This window comes from Streptomyces sp. NPDC058872, assembly GCF_042743065.1.
Lineage (GTDB): Bacteria > Actinomycetota > Actinomycetes > Streptomycetales > Streptomycetaceae > Streptomyces.
Map to the genome: position 1 here is coordinate 76,538 of NZ_JBHYMK010000027.1, position 16,991 is coordinate 93,528.

General features: G+C 70.0%; 15 protein-coding genes. 12 read left to right on the top strand and 3 right to left on the bottom strand.

What is annotated here, in order from left to right; all coding sequences use genetic code 11:
- Positions 1-69: 69 nt before the first annotated feature.
- The 7 genes from ACFW22_RS19105 (at position 70) to ACFW22_RS19135 (ending at position 6,220) form a co-directional block, all read left to right on the top strand.
- Positions 70-1,143 (top strand): hypothetical protein, encoded by a 1,074-nt coding sequence (locus ACFW22_RS19105; RefSeq protein ID WP_386405702.1) that lies wholly within the window; start codon positions 70-72, stop codon positions 1,141-1,143.
- A complete protein-coding gene (trpA, locus tag ACFW22_RS19110; protein WP_386405705.1) occupies positions 1,136-2,017 on the top strand; it encodes a tryptophan synthase subunit alpha in 882 nt (293 codons plus the stop codon). Before ACFW22_RS19105 ends, trpA begins: the two co-directional genes overlap by 8 nt.
- 61 nt (positions 2,018-2,078) lie before the next feature.
- Positions 2,079-2,453, top strand: coding sequence for an ectoine synthase (locus ACFW22_RS19115; RefSeq protein ID WP_384876826.1), 375 nt, complete (start codon positions 2,079-2,081; stop codon positions 2,451-2,453).
- A gap of 90 nt (positions 2,454-2,543) precedes the next feature.
- A complete protein-coding gene (locus tag ACFW22_RS19120; protein WP_386405709.1) occupies positions 2,544-3,689 on the top strand; it encodes an acyl-CoA dehydrogenase family protein in 1,146 nt (381 codons plus the stop codon).
- Positions 3,686-4,528, top strand: coding sequence for an N-(5'-phosphoribosyl)anthranilate isomerase (locus tag ACFW22_RS19125; RefSeq protein WP_386405712.1), 843 nt, complete (start codon positions 3,686-3,688; stop codon positions 4,526-4,528). Before ACFW22_RS19120 ends, ACFW22_RS19125 begins: the two co-directional genes overlap by 4 nt.
- 40 nt (positions 4,529-4,568) lie before the next feature.
- Positions 4,569-5,324: an indole-3-glycerol-phosphate synthase gene (locus ACFW22_RS19130; RefSeq protein ID WP_386405715.1), complete on the top strand. Its 756-nt coding sequence runs from the start codon at positions 4,569-4,571 to the stop codon at positions 5,322-5,324.
- Positions 5,321-6,220 (top strand): alpha/beta hydrolase, encoded by a 900-nt coding sequence (locus ACFW22_RS19135; RefSeq protein ID WP_386405718.1) that lies wholly within the window; start codon positions 5,321-5,323, stop codon positions 6,218-6,220. The genes ACFW22_RS19130 and ACFW22_RS19135 overlap by 4 nt, the downstream gene beginning before the upstream one ends.
- A 548-nt stretch (positions 6,221-6,768) precedes the next feature.
- On the opposite strand, the gene ACFW22_RS19140 is transcribed toward ACFW22_RS19135, so the two are convergent.
- The 3 genes from ACFW22_RS19140 to ACFW22_RS19150 all read right to left on the bottom strand — a co-directional run bounded on the left by ACFW22_RS19140 (position 6,769) and on the right by ACFW22_RS19150 (position 9,549).
- On the bottom strand, positions 6,769-7,401 hold the full coding sequence (locus tag ACFW22_RS19140) for a DUF6875 domain-containing protein (RefSeq protein ID WP_386405721.1): 633 nt from the start codon (positions 7,399-7,401) through the stop codon (positions 6,769-6,771).
- The gene (locus ACFW22_RS19145; protein WP_386405724.1) at positions 7,398-7,994 is read right to left on the bottom strand and encodes a GNAT family N-acetyltransferase; all 597 of its coding nucleotides are present in this window, start codon (positions 7,992-7,994) and stop codon (positions 7,398-7,400) included. The genes ACFW22_RS19140 and ACFW22_RS19145 overlap by 4 nt, the downstream gene beginning before the upstream one ends.
- A 169-nt stretch (positions 7,995-8,163) precedes the next feature.
- The gene (locus tag ACFW22_RS19150; protein ID WP_386405727.1) at positions 8,164-9,549 is read right to left on the bottom strand and encodes a pyridoxal phosphate-dependent decarboxylase family protein; all 1,386 of its coding nucleotides are present in this window, start codon (positions 9,547-9,549) and stop codon (positions 8,164-8,166) included.
- Positions 9,550-9,804: 255 nt separating this feature from the next.
- Between ACFW22_RS19150 and ACFW22_RS19155 the strand changes: the two genes are divergently transcribed.
- The 5 genes from ACFW22_RS19155 (at position 9,805) to ACFW22_RS19175 (ending at position 16,882) form a co-directional block, all read left to right on the top strand.
- Positions 9,805-11,277 carry a multicopper oxidase family protein gene (locus ACFW22_RS19155; protein ID WP_386405730.1) on the top strand — a complete coding sequence of 491 codons (1,473 nt, stop codon included), beginning with the start codon at positions 9,805-9,807 and terminating at the stop codon, positions 11,275-11,277.
- Positions 11,278-11,760: 483 nt separating this feature from the next.
- Positions 11,761-12,015 (top strand): phosphopantetheine-binding protein, encoded by a 255-nt coding sequence (locus ACFW22_RS19160; RefSeq protein WP_386405733.1) that lies wholly within the window; start codon positions 11,761-11,763, stop codon positions 12,013-12,015.
- A gap of 321 nt (positions 12,016-12,336) precedes the next feature.
- Positions 12,337-14,607, top strand: a complete 2,271-nt coding sequence (locus ACFW22_RS19165) for a condensation domain-containing protein (RefSeq protein ID WP_386405736.1) — start codon at positions 12,337-12,339, stop codon at positions 14,605-14,607.
- A 1-nt stretch (position 14,608) separates the two neighbouring features.
- A complete protein-coding gene (metK, locus tag ACFW22_RS19170; protein WP_386405739.1) occupies positions 14,609-15,817 on the top strand; it encodes a methionine adenosyltransferase in 1,209 nt (402 codons plus the stop codon).
- A gap of 84 nt (positions 15,818-15,901) precedes the next feature.
- A complete protein-coding gene (locus tag ACFW22_RS19175; protein WP_386405742.1) occupies positions 15,902-16,882 on the top strand; it encodes a carbohydrate kinase family protein in 981 nt (326 codons plus the stop codon).
- Positions 16,883-16,991: the final 109 nt, after the last annotated feature.

Consider the following 16,991-nt stretch of genomic DNA (forward strand, 5'->3'; position numbering starts at 1 on the left):
CGGGCAGCGGGAGCGGTGGCGCAGTCGCCTCACGAGACAGGACAGGACGAGACGGACGGGAGAACGACCGTGCATGACGCACTCACCGGTCTGCTCCAGCAGCAGGCCCCGGTCGGGCGCGAGGCCTGGCGGTCCTGGTGGGACCAGCTCGGCGAGGGGAAGCTCGACCGGGCCGAGGTCGTGGGCCTGCTGGCCTGTCTGACCAGCAGGCTGCCCGAGCACGACACCTTGCGTGCCCTGTTGGACTCGCTGGCCGAGCGGCGTGCGCCGGCGCCCGGTGGTCCGGTGTGGCAGGGGACCGTCAATGTCGTGGGTACCGGTGGCGGTCCGCGGACCTTCAACATCTCCACCGCCTCGGCGTTCGTCGCGGCGGCGGCGGGGGTGAAGGTGGTCAAGACAGGGTCGCGCGCCTACACCGGTTCGCTGGGTTCGGTGGATCTGTTGGAGCGGCTCGGGGTGCGGTTGACGTCTTCGCCGGCCGAGACCGAGGACACCCTTGGCGCCTACGGGATCGCCTTTGCCGGGCCCTTCGTCTATCCGACGCAGCTGACCCGGCTGGCTCGGGTGGTCGCCCCGTTGGCCATGAAGCCCTTCGGCCGGTTCCTCAACGCCTTGGGTCCTTTCCTTGCCGACCTTCCGGTCTCGGCGCAGGTCACCGGCGTGTCGACGGCTGCTCCGCTGGACACCTTGCGGGAGTTGGCCGCGTCCACCGTCGGGCGGCGGATCTGGTTGGTCGCCAACGACACCGGGGCCGATGAGCTGCTGCCGTTCGCCACGAACACCGTCCACGGTCACGGCGTGCACGGGGCGGGGGGTGCGGTGGTGCGGAGCATTCGTCCCGGTGAGCTGTTGCCCGGTGACGGTTGTCTGGCCGACCTGCGGCCCGCCGGAAAGGCGGCAGAGGCGGTCGAACACTTTCGTTCGGTGCTCGCCGGTACGGCCGGTGAGGTGGCCACCCGTACGGTGTGTCTGGGCGCCGCGGCGCTCGTGGTGGCCGGTGACGGCCGTCGTGACTGGCTGTCCGCGGTCGCGCTGGCCACGGGCGCGGTGCGGTCGGGGGCCGCTGTGGAGCTGGTCGACCGGCTTGCTGCGGCCGGCCGGGAGCGTCGTTCCGCGCTGGCGGGGGTGACGGCCCGTGGCTAGGCCCGTGGTGTCGGCGGCGGGTGGTGTGGCCGCCTCGGGGCCGGTGGCGGCGCCGGCGCCGTTCTTTGCTTCGCGGCGCGCCGGGGGGGTGCCCGGTCTGGCGCTGTTCCTCAATGCGGGTGATCCGCCGCTGTCGGTGTTGCGCGAGCTGGTGTTCATGTTGGACGAGGAGGGGGTGGACTGCCTGGAGTTGGCGGTCCCGTTCCCGGACTCGGTCACCGACGGGCCGGTCGTGCGGCGGTCGGCCCGGCGGGCCTTGGAGCGGGGCGGGGTGGGGCTGGAGGAGGTCCTCGGCTTCGTCGCCGACGTGCGGCCGCGGTTGGCCCGCACCCGGATCGCCCTGCTGGCCGACTGGCGCTACTCGCTGGCCGAGCGTGATCTGGCTGCCGTCACCGGGGACATCGCCGCTGCCGCAGTGGACGGGCTGCTCGTGCACGCGCTGCCGCCGCGGCTGCGTGAGGAGCACCTGGGCTCGGCCGCGCAGGTCGGGTTGCCGGTGGTCACCACCTGCTATGCCCAGAGTGCTTCGAGCACCCAGGAGCAGGCCGCCGCTCAGGCGTCCGCCTATCTGTACCTCGTCGCCCACTACGGGCGCAGCGGCACCGCTCCGGGGGCCGGCCATGCCGCTTTGGCGCGGACGGTTGCCGGGCTTCGGCCGCACACGACGTCCCCGATCGCCGTTGGCTTCGGGGTCAGCACCGCCAAGGACGTGGCTGCCGTGGGGGCTGCCGGTGCCGATGCCGCGATCATCGGTTCGGCCGCCGTCGCCGCCGTGGAGGCCGCGCAGGACCGCGGGGGCGATGTGATCGATGCCTTCCGCCTGTTCGTCCGCTCCGTACGGCCCTGTTCTGTCGTGGGGTCCGTGCCGCAGTGAGACTGCTCCACCCGCCACATCCCCAACCCCACACACCATCGCGCACACACGGGAGACTGCCATGATCGTTCGCGACATCGAGTCCGTGAAGACCGTCGAGTGGGGCAATGGCCTCAGCCGTCGCTTCCTGCTGGCCGAGGACGGCCTGGGCTACACCCTCACCGACACCGTCGTCTCCGCCGGTACCAAGTCCCGTTTGGAGTACGTCAACCACCTGGAGGCCTGCTACTGCATCGCCGGGTCCGGTCAGGTCATCGAGCTGGACGGCACCTCGCACGAGATCGTGCCGGGTCGGATGTACGCGCTGGACCGGCACGATGCGCATTTCCTCGTGGCCAGTCCGCACGAGGACCTGCGGCTGGTCTGTGTGTTCTCGCCGGCCCTGCGCGGGGACGAGGTGCACGACCTCGACGCGGCGCGCTCTTCTGCCTACTGACCCGGCACCGGCCGTGCCGTAACCCGGTTGCGTGCGGCGGGGGGTCCCCGCCGCGCGCCCGGCCCGATCACCCATGCGAAGAGGTCCATCGTGATCCGTTGGAACGCCGACCAGATCGAACTGCGCGAAGGGCTGGCCCGGTGGGCCGAGGCGTTGAGCGCAGACCACATCGCCCTCGACGAGCAGTCCGTCTTCCCGCAGGACAAGTGGAAGCTCGTGCAGCAGACCGGGCTGCTGGCGCTGCCGTTCGAGGAGGAGTACGGGGGGCTGGGGCAGTCGCTGCTGACCACGATGTACGTGTGGGAGGGGTTGGGCGAGCACAACCGGGACGCGGGGTTGAGTTTTTGTGCCACCACCTCCCTGTGTTCCACCGGCATACCGCTGCAGCGTTTTGGCACCGCGCAGCAGAAGGAGCGCTGGTTGCCGGGGATCTGTTCCGGTGAGGTGATCGGTGCGCATGCGATCACCGAGGCCGACGGCGGGTCGGATGCGATGGCGATGTCCACCCGGGCGGTGCGAGACGGCGATGACTTCGTGCTCAACGGCAGCAAGGTCTTCGTCAGCAACGGTCCGGTGGCCGATGTGGTGGTGGTCTATGCCCGTACCCATCCTGAGGGCGGGCCGCTGGGCACGACGGCGTTCTTGGTGGATCGTGCCACCGCGGGGCTGAGCTGTGGGCGTCCTTTGAAGAAGATGGGGCTGCGGACCGCGCCGCTGAGCGAGGTCTTCCTCGATGACGTGCGGGTGCCGCGTTCGGCGGTGCTGGGCCGGGTCGGGGGCGGGTTGTTGGTCTTGGACTACGTGATGAAGCGGGAGATCTTGCTCTCCTTCGTCGTCAACGTCGGGGAGATGCAGCACCGGCTGGACCGCTGTGTCGACTTCGCCCGCACGCGGCAGTCCTTCGGGAAGACGATCGGGTCGTACCAGGCGATCGCCAACAAGATCGTCGACATGAAGATCCAGTTGGAGACCGCCCGCAAGTGGCTCTACGACACGGGAGCCAAGCTGCAGGCGGGTGAGGACGTCACCGTTGATCTGGCCATCGCCAAGTTGATGACCAGTCAGGGGAATTTGGCCAGCAGTGTCGCCGCCGTTCAGATCTTCGGCGGGCACGGCTACATGGCCGAGTACGGTTTGGAGCAGGAGGTGCGCAACGCGGTGGGCGGCACCATCTACTCCGGTACGAACGAGATCCAGTACAACCGCATCGCCTCGGCCATGGGGCTGGGCAAGTGAGCGGCGCGCCGTCGGGTCCTTCCTTGCCGCAGGCCTTGTTGAAGGTGTGCGGGGCCACCGGTGTGCGGGACGTCGAGGTCGCGGCAGCGGCCGGGGCGGACTGCGTGGGGCTTTGGCACGGTGTGCCCGGTGGCCCTCGCGAGCTGGGCCGGCAGGCGTTCTTGGACCTTGCGGCGGTGGCGCGGCGGGCCGGTTTGTTGCCGGCCTGGGTGACGTTCCTGGCCGATCCGGCCGTGTTGGTGCGCACCGCGCAGCAGGCCGACGTCGGATGGGTGCAGTTGCACGCCTATCAACCTCCTTCGGTGGTGGGAGAGTTGCGTCGGGTTTTGCCGCGGTCGGTGGGCATCGTGAAGGTGCTGCACGTGGGTGCGGGCGGCAGGTGCGTGGAGCGTCCGCTGATCGGGGCGTATGAGCGGGCCGGTGCCGATCTGTTCTTGTTGGACGCCGCCACCGAGGACGGTCGCATCGGCAGCACCGGGCAGTCGCTGGATCCGGTGGACGTCGTTGCTCTGCTGCCGCGCTTGTCCCGGCCGTTCCTGCTGGCAGGGGGGCTGACGCCGACGGCGCGGGCGAGGTACGAGGAGGTGGTGGGGCATCGGGGTTTTCGGGGCATCGATGTGGACACCGCTGCCCGCGCCGCGCAGGGCGGGGGTTTCGACGCCGCGCGGATCGCCGCTTTGGTCGGTGCGTGGAAGACGGGCGGCGGTCGCGGCTCGTCAACGGTTTTCGAGGGCACCGCGGCGCTGGGGAGCACCCGGGTGTCTGGTCGTACGCCGGCATCGGACGATGCCGTGGTCCTTGGGGGCTCCCCGCCGTCCGTGGTGCGTCCTGGTTGTTGAGATGCACTTTTGACCCGATGTGTGAGAGGGAGCCGTCGTCATGACCACCTCCGAGCCCGTCCGTGACAGTCACGGCACTGCGGGCTGCTGTGCCCCACCCTCTTTTTTGGACGCCTTGTTGGCTTCGCCGACCCCGGTGGTGATGGAGGTCAAGCGTCGTGATGCCCACGGCTATGACCTGTTGGGCGGGCGTACCCCGGCCGCGATCGTGGCGGCGTACGAGTCGGCGGGTGCGCCGTGCATTTCGGTGGTGACCGGCCGGTGGTTCGGCGGTTCGCCGGCGTTGTTGCGGGACGTGGCGTCGATGACCGATCTGCCGTTGCTGCAGAAGGACTTCATCACGCGCAAGGACCAGATTCGCACGGCCAAGGAGTGGGGTGCTTCGGCGGTGTTGTTGACGGCGGCCCTGTTGCCGGCCTCGTCGATGCACACCTTGGTGACGGAGGCGTTGTCGGTGGGGTTGACCCCGTTCGTGGAGGTGACCGAGGAGGCCGAGTTGGAGCGGATCTCGCAACCCGAGCGATGTGTGATCGCCGTCAACAACAAGGACATCAAGGCGCGTGAGCGCGACCGGGGTGATCTGGGGCGGAGCTTGGGTCTGCTGGCGGCGGTGCGGGCCACCGGGACGCGGTGTCCGGTCAGTGCGAGCGCCATCGACGGTCCGGCCAGCGCGGCGCGGCTGTTGGATGCGGGATTCGGCGGGCTGCTGGTGGGGGCTTCCTTGCTGCGTTCGGGTTCGCCTTCGACCTGGGTGGCCGAGATGGCCTCGGCGCGTACGGGGAGGGACGCTCGATGAAGTCGCCGGTGGGCGTGGCCCGTGCCGGTGGTGCCCGGCGGGCCGACGCCCCGCGTGTGGTGGACGTCGATGCCGGCGGGGTGGGGCTCTCGGCGATCTGGGCGCCTGCTGCCGGCCGGGTCGCCCCGCGCTGTACGGTCTTGGCGGTCCACGGGCGCGGGATGCGGGCTGCGTACTGGAACTCCTTCCTCGATCTGGCCACCGCTCAGGGCCATGCGGTCCTGGCGGTGGACCGGCCCGGTTACGGCGCCTCTGCGCAGGCGTTTCCCGAGGGGCTGCCGCTTGCCGAGCAGGCCGAGGTCGTCCACGCGGTCGTGAAGGAACACGCGCGCACGCACGACATCGGTGCCGGGGTGTTCTTGCTGGGGCATTCCGACGGCGGCAAGGCCGCCTTGCACACTGCGGCCGGCGATCGTGGTGATGTGCCGTTGCTGGGTCTGGACACCTCCGGGACCGGCTACCACTACGATCCCGGCGCCCTGCACTTCCCCTCGACGTTGGGGGGTGGTGCCAGCCGGTTGAACTGGGGTCCGCTGCATCTGTATCCGCCGGGCACCTTCCAGGCCAGCCGGGCACTGCTGTGTGAGACTCCGGTGCGCGAGTCGGGGGAAACCGCGTGGTGGCCCGTGCAGTACGAGGAGTTGGCGCCGCGGGTGCGGCTTCCGGTGCGGTTCACCTTTGCCGAGCACGAGGCTTGGTGGCGCCGGGACGAAGAGACGTTGGGGGCGATGGCCTCGTTGTTGGGTGCTGCGCCTTCGGTGACGGTGGAGCATCTGCGGGCGGCGGGCCACAACGTGAGCCTGGGGCGTACTGCTGCCGTTTATCACCTGCGGGTCTTGGCCTTCGTGGAGGAGTGCTTGGTCTCGGCCCCGGCCGCTGGTGTGGCGTCTGACTAGGCAGGACCGAGCGCCCCGGGGCCCCGACGTCGTGGTGCGACGGCGGGGCCCCGGGGCGTAGGTGCGCTGGGCGCGGGGGCGTTCGGCTGATCGTGTGGCTGTCCGCTGGGGCGCGCAGGAGTGGCGGCGTCCTGCCGGAAGGTCGAGGCGGCGCACCGCAGGACGTCGGGGAGCGTGGGGAGGGGGGGACGGTTGTCCGTCAGGGCGCGCCTCGTGCTCCAGGGCAGCAGGGTCCGTGTCGCCCCGAGGCGTCGGTGTGTCCCGGGGCGTCGCTTGCCCTTTGCTGCGGGAGGAACCGGCCCGGCGCCGCTGTTTTCTGCCGCTTGCCCCACTTCCCCGGCGCTGTGCGATCGAGGGACGGGTGCTGTGGGAGCCTCGTCCTGACGTGATCGGCTGGACGGTGGCGGGCTGGTTGTGTGCGGGGGGCGGGTCGAAGCGGCGGGGGTGCGGGTCGGGGCTGGTGGGTGGCCCGCAGCGCTCGGGTGGGGTGCGAGCGCTGCGGGGGCATGGGGGCCGGCATCACCTGCGCGTGCCGGACGGAGGGTGGTTCACTGCACGACGCGGCTGACCAGTTGGTCGCGGATGCGGGGCGGGATCGCCGGTGCGAAGCGCTGGAGGTAGTGGTCGAAGTGCGTGTCGTCGGACATCAAGAACGGCAGGTCGAAGACGAGCAGTTGGCGTACGGCCAGGAGTGGTAAGGGGGCGCGTAGGGGGCGGAAGGAGTCGTTGTAGAGGCCTGGTTCGTCGCAGACGGGGTGGAATTGGCCGATCATCAGGCCTTCTGCCACGAACTCGTCTTTGGCGGTGCGTTGGAGTTGGTCCAGCTCGCTGGAGTCGGCCGGGTCGAAGTCCGGGAGGACCAGCAGGATGGTGAGCAGTTCGCGGTCCTCGTCGCACAGCGGGGCGGCGAGTTTGGCGTAGCGGGTGCGCAGGGAGTCGACCGCGGAGGTCAGGTCGGTGCATCCCGGGGAGGGCAGGGCCAGGTGGAAGAGGTCTTTGCGCAGGGAGGTTTGGGTGTAGGGGCAGACCGGTCCGGTGCGGCCCAGTTCTGGGTGGCTGGCGACCAGGAAGGCCTTGCCCCAGGTCAACACGCGTAGCAGGGGTTCGCGGTGCGGTGCTGGTGGTTCGCCGTCGGCTATCTCGGCCGCGCTCCAGCTGGTGATCAGGTCGTCGCCCTTCATCGCGGGTCCCTCCACATCGGTCGGAGCGTCGGTCCGTTGTCGGGCAGGACGATGTCTGCGCCGAGGGGGGTGAAGCCGGTCGTCTGGAGGAGGGCTTGTCCGCCCGGTGAGCTGGCTTCCGCGTAGGCGCCGACGCCTTCGTGGTCGGCGCGGTGGAGGATGTGGGTGAGTAGTTGCTTGCCCAGTCCGGTCTGTTGGCGGCCGGCGCGGACGGCGCCGAAGGCGAGGTAGTAGTGCGGGGGCGTGGTGGGGTGGTGTGTGGCTTGGAGGGCGGTGATGGTTTTCAGGGCGGGGGCGTGGGGCCCGAGGGTTGCGGCGAGGGCCTGGCTGACGGCGGTGTCGTCCGGTTGGGCGTGTGGGGGGAGGTAGAGGAACACGGCGTCGCCTTGTGGTGAGGTCAGCACGCCGTCGTGGTGGGCGTGGAGCTCGACCAGGACGCGGAAGAAGTCGGGTAGTAGTTCGGCGCGGCGCTGTTCGTCGGTGATCATCCACCGGGTCAGTGCGTCTTGGTGGAAGGTGGTCGCCAGGAGCGAGGCGAGGCGGGCGGCCTCGGACCGGTCCATGGTGCGGGAGAGGGGGGTGGCAGCTGGCAAGGGGGGCCTCCGTTCGAAAGTGGTGGTGCGGGCGGTGTGTGCAGGGGGGCGCGGCCCGGCCGGGGAGTGTCGTGGGGGTCGGCGGGTCGGGCGGGTGCAGGGCCCGGCGGTGAGGAAGGGGCCTTCGTGCCTGGCGGCAAAAGAGGGAGGGGCGGGTGGGGTGGGTCGGTCAGTGGTGGGTGGCGGCGAGTTGTTCCACGCGGGCGTGCAGGGTGGGCAGGTAGTGCTCGCTCTCCGGTTTGATCAGGACGCTGCGCATGATGCGGGCGGTGTCCGCGTCGCGTTGGAGGTGGGGGTGGCGGCGGGTGAAGGCTTCGGCGTCCGCGCGCAGCACGCTGAGGTAGACGGGGTCAAACGGGGCGTTCATCCCGGCTTCCAGCAGGTGCTGTGAGGCGGTGTCGATGCATGACAGCGAGGGGCGGGAAGGGGTGGGGAAGTAGGTGACGATGTCCAGGTCGGGCTGCTGGTAGAGCTCCAGGTGGGGGGACTGGTGCAGGAGCGTGGCCCAGGTGGTGGCTGCGCGGCGGTCGGCGTGGAGGATGCGGCCGAAGCCCTCGGGGGTCAGCGGCAGCAGTTGCAGCGTCAGCCAGAGTCCGGCTGCTGCGGCGCCCGCGCGGGAGCATTCCAGGCTGATCTCGCCCAGGTGCAGGTCGGAGTCGGTGAAGTAGGTGTAGGGCGAGTCGTGGGCGAAGTGTCGTCCTGCGCGCGGGTCGGGGAACAAGACCGCTCCGCAGCCGTAGGGCTGGAGGCCGTGTTTGTGCGGGTCGACGACCACGGAGTCGCAGTCGGCGATCGCCTGCCAGGGGCGGGGGTCCAGGCCGGCCAGGCCGGATCGGCCCAAGATGGCGTAGAAGCCGCCGTAGGCCGCGTCCACGTGGACGCGTGCGCCGTGGCGGCGGGCCAGTGCGAGGACTTCGTGCACCGGGTCGACGGCGCCCAGGCCGGTGGTGCCGGTGGTGACGACGACGGTGCCGATCTGCCCGCCGCGCAGTGCCTCTTCCAGGGCGTTGAGGTCGATCCGGCCTCGGTCGTCGACCGCAATGCGGTGGCCTTGCATGCCCAGGACGTGGCACATGCGCTCGTGGGTGTAGTGGCATTCGGCGCTGTAGGCGATGCCGCGCTCGGGGTGGAGTTGGCGGGCGACGTAGAGGGCTTCGAGGTTGGCCATGGTGCCGCTGGTGGTGAGGTGGCCGACGTGGGCGGGTAGTGCGAACATCGCCGCCAGGTCGGCGACCGCCTCCTTTTCCATGGCGGTGGTGGCCGGGCCGCCTTCGGCTGCGTGGTTGTTGGGGTTGAACAGCATGGCCGTGAGGTAGCCCACGACGGCTGCCGGGTGCGGTGGCTTGACCATCTGCCCTGCGTAACGCGGGTGGAAGAAGGGGTAGTTGTCGTCCATCCGCTTGGCCATGCGGTCGAACGCCTCGTTGAAGGCTTCGTGTTCGATGCGGTGTGCGTCATGGGTGCGGTACGGGCCGAACTGCCCGCCCCACCGCTCGGCGACCCCGATGGCCTGGGGCAGCCACTGGCGCAGGTCGTGCAGGTCGTGCAGGTCCACGGCACCTCTTCCTTCCTGTGTGCGGTGCGGACGCGGGACCGCGTACACGCACAGGAGCCTGGCGAAGGGCCCGCAAGGCTTGCGCAACGCGAACCACTGACGCTCCAAGAAGACTCAAGTGACTTGTGGGTTTCGTCTGATGCACTCGCGCCGCCGGCTGCGATGCGCATCACCACCCGGTGAGCGGCGGTCGCACGGTGCTGCGACTGCCGTCGCACTTCGACCACCACCCACCCCAGTCCAGGAGGACTTTCCATGATCACCAGACGTGCCATGCTCACCGGAACGCTCTCCGTGGCCGGTGCCGGACTGCTCGCCGGCCGTGCGGTGGCGGCCACCCCCTCGGTCGGGGCGCTGCACGGCCGGTGGGGGCGAACCAGCGCCGCGGTCGCGGTGCCGCCGGCGTTCTCGGTGCGGATGCCGAGGCTGCCGGAGTTGTCGCCGATCTCCACCTTGGGTGGTGTCGACTGGTACCGGGTCGTGCTCAAGGAGACCGTGCACGAGGTCCTACCGGGTTCCCAGACCCGGGCGTTGACCTTCGACGGTCATTTTCCCGGGCCGGTGATCCGGGCCCGTACGGGGCGTCCGGTCGTCATTCGCCACCACAACGCGCTGTCCGATCCGGTCTCCGTGCACCTGCACGGCGGAAGCGTTTCGCAGGCCAATGACGGCGGCCCGATGGACACCTTCGGTCCGGGCTCTTCGCGTACCTACACCTATCTCAACCGGCAGTCTGGTGCCCCCTTGTGGTTCCACGACCATGCCCATCACCTGGAGTCCGAGCACGTCTACCGCGGTCTGTCCGGGTCGTACCTGCTCTCCGACGAGACCGAGCGCTCGCTGCCGCTGCCGCGGGGCCAGTACGAGGTGCCGCTGGCCCTGCGCGATGCCCACTTCGACGAGGCCGGCCAGTTGGTCTACGTCATGGACGACGTCTTTGGTCGCAGCACCATCTTGGCCAACGGACGGCCCACGCCGTACTTTCCGGTGGCGGCCCGCAAGTACCGCTTCCGGCTGTTGAACTCTTCCAACATGCGGTTTTTCCAGTTGCGTCTTTCCGATGGCGGTTCGATGGTGCAGATCGGCTCGGACGGAGGGCTGCTGGAGCGGCCTCATGTCACCGACAGCATCGGGCTGTCGCCGGCGGAGCGCGCCGATGTGGTGATCGACTTCTCGCGTTACCGGGTTGGTTCGCAGGTGGTGTTGGAGAACACGCTGGGGCCGGGCACGCCCGAGGAAGTCGGTCAGGTGCTGCGCTTCGACGTGGTGCGCAGCGCTGAGGATCCCAGCAGCGTCCCGGAGGTCTTGCGCGTGCTGCCCGCGGTGGCGAGCCTGCCGGCGCCGTCGGTGCACCGCAACATCGTGTTGAGCATGGACGAGGACGGGCGCGAGGAGCCGCGCGGGTTGATGGACGGCAAGGTGTGGCAGATGGGGCGCATCGATCAGACCGTTCGGCACGGTGACTCGGAGATATGGACGGTGACCAACGCCAACAAGATCATTCCGCATAACTTCCACATGCATCTGGTGCAGTTTCGGGTCCTGGAGCGCAATGGCGGGCCGGTGGGGGCGGAGGAGGCGGGGTTGAAGGACACCGTGCGGTTGTTCCCGGGCGAGACGGTGAAACTGCACGCGACGTTCGACACCTACCGCGGGACGTATGTGTACCACTGCCATCTGCTGGACCATTCGGCGATGGGGATGATGGCGAACTTCCGGGTGGAGTAGCGCGGCGGCGACGCGTTCGTGCCCGGGGCGCGCCCGGGGCCGGGACGGGGCCGTCACGGTCCAGGTGGTGGTCAGGTTCGCCCGGCGGGTGTGTGGGGGCACGACGGGGGCACGGGGTGTGGGGGTGTTGTGTTGCCTGCTCGGGTAGGCGCACGGCGCCTTGGAGGAAAAAAGGGGGGGGCCGGCGGTGTTTGCCGGGGTGGGCGCCTTTGCTTGTGGGCGCGGCTCGTGTCGGGGACGAGGGGTGCGGCCCGCGCACACCCCCGCGCCCCTCCCCCTTCTTTTCTTCTGCGCTTTGCCTTTTCGGTGTTCTTTCTCGTTCTTCTTTTTCCCGGTCCCGTGGTGCTGTCGGCTGTGCCTTGGGGCGCGGTTCGTCGGGCGGGGCCGTGCGGGGGTGCCCGGTCGTCAGCCGGTGTGGCCGCCGGTGCGTGTGGTGCGCCGCCCTCGTTGCCCGCAGGTTCATGCCCACCAGGGAGGGTGCCCATGGCCACGCTCACGAGGGTCCGGGGTGAGGTGATCGCCGTCTGGTCCACTGTGCTGCAGAGCGCTGTCGTGCCCACGCACGTGAGCTTCTTCGAACTCGGTGGCAGCGCCCTTGCCGCGTATCGGATGGTCCGGCAACTGTCGCGGACCTTCGGCATCGAGTTGCGGCTGCGTCAGATCTATGAGACTCCGACCGTCGACGGCCTGTCCGCGGCGATCGTGCAGCGTCTGGGCGCGTCCGATCGGCCCCGGTAGGCGGGAGGGGGCTGGGTGCGTCGGAGGGGGTCGGCCCGGGGCAGGAGCACCGCCGGCTGTGGTCGTTCCCCGGCCGGCCGGGATCGATGTCCAAGGATTTCTACAGCAATCCACCGGTCGGGGGCGCAAAGCTAAGGCGTGGCGCGGGCGGTGGGGTCTGAACGGCGCCGGCGCCACGGGGTGAGGGTTGCCCGGAAGAAGGGGCGTTGGTCGCTTGCCGGTCCCCGGTCATCGTGGCCGCGGCGTTTTGGACAACGACGCATCCCCAAGGGGGCGTTGAGTAGCGGACGAACACGTCGTACGAGAGAGGGAGGTTCCCGGATGACCGTCAGCATGGCCGTGACCGTGGCCGTCACGTCCGGTCCTCCGCCCCGGCTCGTCCTGCGCGGCCGGCTGGGCCCGGAGGCGTTGGCCGATGCCCTCGCGCTCGTGCAGCCGTGCGCGGCGGGTCCGCACCGGCACGACGTGTCGCATGGTGCTGTGGCGCCTCATGTGCCGGTTCTGCGGCGCTACACGGCGGGGCATCACACGCTGACGTTGCCCCCGCCGCCGTATGCGCCCGGGCCCCTGGCCGAGTTGGTCGCCCATGCCGAGCAGGGGCCCGTTCCGCTGCCGTCGTGTTGCCCCGAGCCGGACGGCTTTGAGGCGATGGTCCCGTGGCCGGCCGGCCCCGGGCAGCAAGACGTGCTGGTGGAGGCGATGGCCCATCCCGAGGCCGCCTTGCACGTCGAGCAGATGCACTGGCGCTGGCGCGGGCCGTTGGAGCGCGGGCGGTTCATGGACGCCTGGCAGCAGCTGTATGCCGGCGAAGCGGCGCTGCGCAGCGCTTTGGCCGAGCCGAGGCTGGGTGAGCCGGCCCCCCTGGTCGTCGTGCATCCCCAGGCCAGCCCGTTGGTGCAGTGGCATGCGCGGGGCGAGGGCAACTGGCACGCCCTGCTGCTCGCCGAGCGGCAGCAGCCGTTCGACCTGCACCGTCCGGGGGGTGGGCTGCGCATCACTTTGCTGCAGGAGCAGCGCGAGTGCACCCGGATCTTGCTCACGTACCACCGGTCGTTGCTGGACGGCTGGAGCGTGCGCCTGCTGCAGCGGGCCTTGTATCGGGCGTATCTGGCGGGGGGCCGGTCCACCGGGGGTGAGCGGCGGCCCGACATACGGGATCACGGGCGCTGGCTGGCGGCTCAGGACGGGGCCGCGGCCCGTGCGTTTTGGGTCGCCCGGGCCCGTAGTGCGGCGGGGGTTGCCGCTCTTCCCGGCCGTGTGAAGGCCTCGCCTGCGCTTCCTGCGCCTTTGTTGGGGCGTGGTTCTCGGGGCCGGACGCGGCAGTGCTTGTCCTTGCAGCAGGCCAGAGGGCTGCGGGACTGGGCGGTGGAGCGGGGCGTCAGCGAGAGCACCGTCTTGCACGCGGTCTGGGCCATTCAGCTGCAGCGGGCGGCCGTGCACAGCGCTTCGTCGGAGTCGTTCGTCTTGGACACCGTGCCCACCCCGGTGGTCTTTGCCGCTTCCGCCTCGGGTCGGGGCATCGCCCTTGCGGGTGCCGAGCAGTTGCCCGGGCCGCTGGAGACCCAGCTGCCGGTGCACGTCACGGTGTCTGCGGCCATGCCGGTGACGGATTTGTTGTCGGATCTGGCCGATCACGCTTTGGACGCATCGGCTTATGAATGGGTCTCGCCCGGGCAGTTTCGCCGCTGGGCGGGCCACGGCGGTGGTCCGCTTCCCGAGTCGCTCATCACCTTCGTCGCCTCGCAGCCCGGCGGCGTGCAGGACCGGGTGCTTGGGGAGTTGGCGTTGGAGGGCGTGCACGTCGAGCAGGCCGAGACGATCGAGGCGCACACGGCGCTGGCGTACAGCATCACGGCGCATCAAGACGGTGCGGGGGCGTTGGTGCTCAGCGCCGTGTATGACCGGACCCGCATCAGCGATGTCGACGGGGCCGAGATGCTCGCCCAGACCGTCCGGCTGTTGTGTGCGTTGCCCGCGATGGTGGACGAGTCGGTGACGGTGGGGGACGTGGCGCAGTCCCTCGCGGGGGCTCCCGTCCCGCGCATCGGGCCCGGTGCGCGGGGGGTGTGGCCGGCCGCGGGCCGGTTGCGTGTCCTTCGCGGTGTGGGGCGGCACGATGCGTTCGTGCGCGGACGGCGGTCCTTCACGCCGCGTGCGGTGCAGCCGGTCGGGCCCGAGCTCCCCGCGGCGGGGACGATCTGTCTGATCCCGCCCGCTGGTGCCCCGCCGGGGTGTTACGACGAGCTGGCCGGCGTCGACTTCGGTGCGCTGGCGTTGGTGACCGTCTCGCCCACGGCGAACGTCGAAAGCTGTCTGATGGCTCTGCGTCCGGTCGTGGCCGGTGCCGAGCCGCTGATCCTGGCGGGGTTGCCCGCCTCCGTCGCCTTGGCCCGCGAGGTCGCCGACCGCATCGCCGCCCACGGCTGGCGTCCGCCGTTGATCGTGATCGGCGGCGATGCACCCAGCTGTCCCGCATCCGTCCAGGCCCTGGCCCGGACCTTGAAGACCGCCGTGGCCGCCTTGGGCCCGTGCCGGTTCGTCCATCCCTGCAAGGGGCCCGTGCGCCCGCCGTCCACCTGCCATCAGGAGTGAGATGTCTCGTCGTCTGTTCACCTCGGAGTCCGTCACCGAGGGCCACCCCGACAAGATCGCCGACCAGATCAGCGACACCATCCTCGACGCGCTGCTCGCCGACGACCCGTCCTCACGGGTCGCCGTGGAAACGTTGATCACCACCGGCCAGGTCCACATCGCCGGTGAGGTCACCACCCAGGCGTATGCGCCGATCGCCCAGCTGGTGCGCGAGAAGATTTTGGAGATCGGTTACGACTCCTCCGCCAAGGGCTTCGACGGTGCCTCGTGCGGGGTGTCGGTCTCCATCGGCGTGCAGTCCCCCGACATCGCCCAGGGCGTCGACAGCGCCTACGAGTCGCGGGTGGAGGGCGAGGAGGACCCGCTGGACCGGCAGGGCGCCGGTGACCAGGGACTGATGTTCGGCTACGCCTGTGATGAGACCCCGCAGCTGATGCCGCTGCCGATCCACCTGGCGCACCGGCTCTCCCGCCGCCTCACCGAGGTCCGCAAGAACGGCACCATCCCCTACCTGCGTCCGGACGGCAAGACCCAGGTCACCATCGAGTACGACGGTGACAAGCCGGTCCGCCTGGACACGGTGGTGGTCTCCTCCCAGCACGCCTCCGGCATCGACCTGGAGTCACTGCTCCTGCCCGACGTCAAGAAGCACGTGGTCGAGCACGTCCTGGCGGCGCTGGACGGTGAGGGCATCAAGCTGGACACCGACGGCTACCGGCTGCTGGTCAACCCGACCGGCCGCTTCGAGATCGGCGGCCCGATGGGTGATGCCGGCCTGACCGGCCGCAAGATCATCATCGACACCTACGGCGGCATGGCCCGCCACGGCGGCGGCGCCTTCTCCGGCAAGGACCCCTCCAAGGTCGACCGCTCGGCCGCCTACGCCATGCGCTGGGTCGCCAAGAACGTCGTCGCGGCCGGCCTGGCCACGCGCTGCGAGGTGCAGATCGCCTACGCCATCGGCAAGGCCGCGCCGGTGGGCCTGTTCGTGGAGACCTTCGACACGAACACCGTGCCGGCCGACCAGATCGAAAAGGCGATATCGAAGGTCTTCGATCTGCGTCCGGCGGCCGTCGTGCGCGACCTGGACCTCAAGCGGCCGATCTACGCGGCAACCGCCGCCTACGGCCACTTCGGCCGTGAGCTGCCCGACTTCACCTGGGAGCGCACCGACCGCGCCGACGCCCTGCGGGCTGCCGCGGGCTTGTAGGACGGCTTCGGGCCCCTGTCGTGGGCCCCGCCCCCGTTGCTTCCCCTCGTCCCGCCCCCTCATTTTCGTTCGACAGGAGTCCACGTGCGCATCGCGGTGACCGGATCCATCGCCACGGATCACCTCATGGTCTTCCCGGGTCGCTTCGCCGAGCAGATCCTTCCCGACCAGCTGGCCCACGTCTCGCTCTCCTTCCTCGTCGACACCCTTGAGGTGCGGCGGGGCGGGGTGGCGGCCAACATCGCCTACGGACTGGGCGGGTTCGGGTTGTCCCCGCTGCTCGCCGGCGCCGTCGGCAGCGACTTCGCCGAGTACGAGATCTGGCTCAAGGAACACGGCGTCGACACCAGCGCGGTGCACGTGTCCACCGAACGCCAAACCGCCCGCTTCTTGTGCATGACCGACCGCGACGCCAACCAGATCGCCGCCTTCTACGCCGGCGCCATGGCCGAGGCGAGCACGATCGACCTGCGGGTCCCCCACGCCCACAGCCCACTGGACCTGATCGTGATCTCGCCCGACGATCCCGATGCGATGCTGCACCACACCGCGCAGGCCCGCGCCCTGGGCGTCCCCTTCGTCGCAGACCCCTCCCAACAACTGGCACGACTCCACGGGCAGCAGGTGCGCGACCTGGTGCAAGGGGCGAAGTTGTTGTTCACCAACGAGTACGAAAGGGCCCTGCTGCTGGAGAAGTCGGGCTGGTCACCGGCGCAGGTGCTGCAGCAGGTCGGCACCTGGGTGACCACCCTGGGATCGAAGGGCGTGCGCATCGAACGCGACGACGAGCCGACGATCGCCCTGGAAGCGATCCCCGACGTCAGCGTCGAAGACCCCACCGGCGTGGGCGACGCGTTTCGCGCCGGGTTCTTGGCAGCGATCAGTTGGCGTCTCGACCTGCCCAGCGCCGCCCAGTTGGGCTGCGCAACGGCCGCACTGGCCCTCAGCACCATCGGCTCCCAGTCCTATGAGGTCGACCCGGCACGGGTGGGAGACACCGTGCACACCGTGTACGGGGCTCAGGCCGCCGATCTCCTGCGACCGCATCTGGGACGGTCGAGGTGACGAACCCCCTTGTGCGTGTTGCCGCTCTTCGTGAGGCGCTCGCTCGTCGAGTGGTCGTTGCGGATGGAGCGATGGGCACGATGTTGCAGGCTCAGGATCCCAGTCTTGA

Excerpts from the sequence above, each read along its gene's own strand:
- ACFW22_RS19115 (WP_384876826.1), top strand. The coding sequence starts at position 2,079 with ATGATCGTTCGCGACATCGAGTCCGTGAAGACCGTCGAGTGGGGCAAT.
- ACFW22_RS19130 (WP_386405715.1), top strand. The coding sequence starts at position 4,569 with ATGACCACCTCCGAGCCCGTCCGTGACAGTCACGGCACTGCGGGCTGC.
- ACFW22_RS19135 (WP_386405718.1), top strand. The coding sequence starts at position 5,321 with ATGAAGTCGCCGGTGGGCGTGGCCCGTGCCGGTGGTGCCCGGCGGGCC.
- ACFW22_RS19140 (WP_386405721.1), bottom strand. The coding sequence starts at position 7,401 with ATGAAGGGCGACGACCTGATCACCAGCTGGAGCGCGGCCGAGATAGCC.
- ACFW22_RS19155 (WP_386405730.1), top strand. The coding sequence starts at position 9,805 with ATGATCACCAGACGTGCCATGCTCACCGGAACGCTCTCCGTGGCCGGT.
- ACFW22_RS19160 (WP_386405733.1), top strand. The coding sequence starts at position 11,761 with ATGGCCACGCTCACGAGGGTCCGGGGTGAGGTGATCGCCGTCTGGTCC.
- ACFW22_RS19165 (WP_386405736.1), top strand. The coding sequence starts at position 12,337 with ATGACCGTCAGCATGGCCGTGACCGTGGCCGTCACGTCCGGTCCTCCG.
- metK (WP_386405739.1), top strand. The coding sequence starts at position 14,609 with ATGTCTCGTCGTCTGTTCACCTCGGAGTCCGTCACCGAGGGCCACCCC.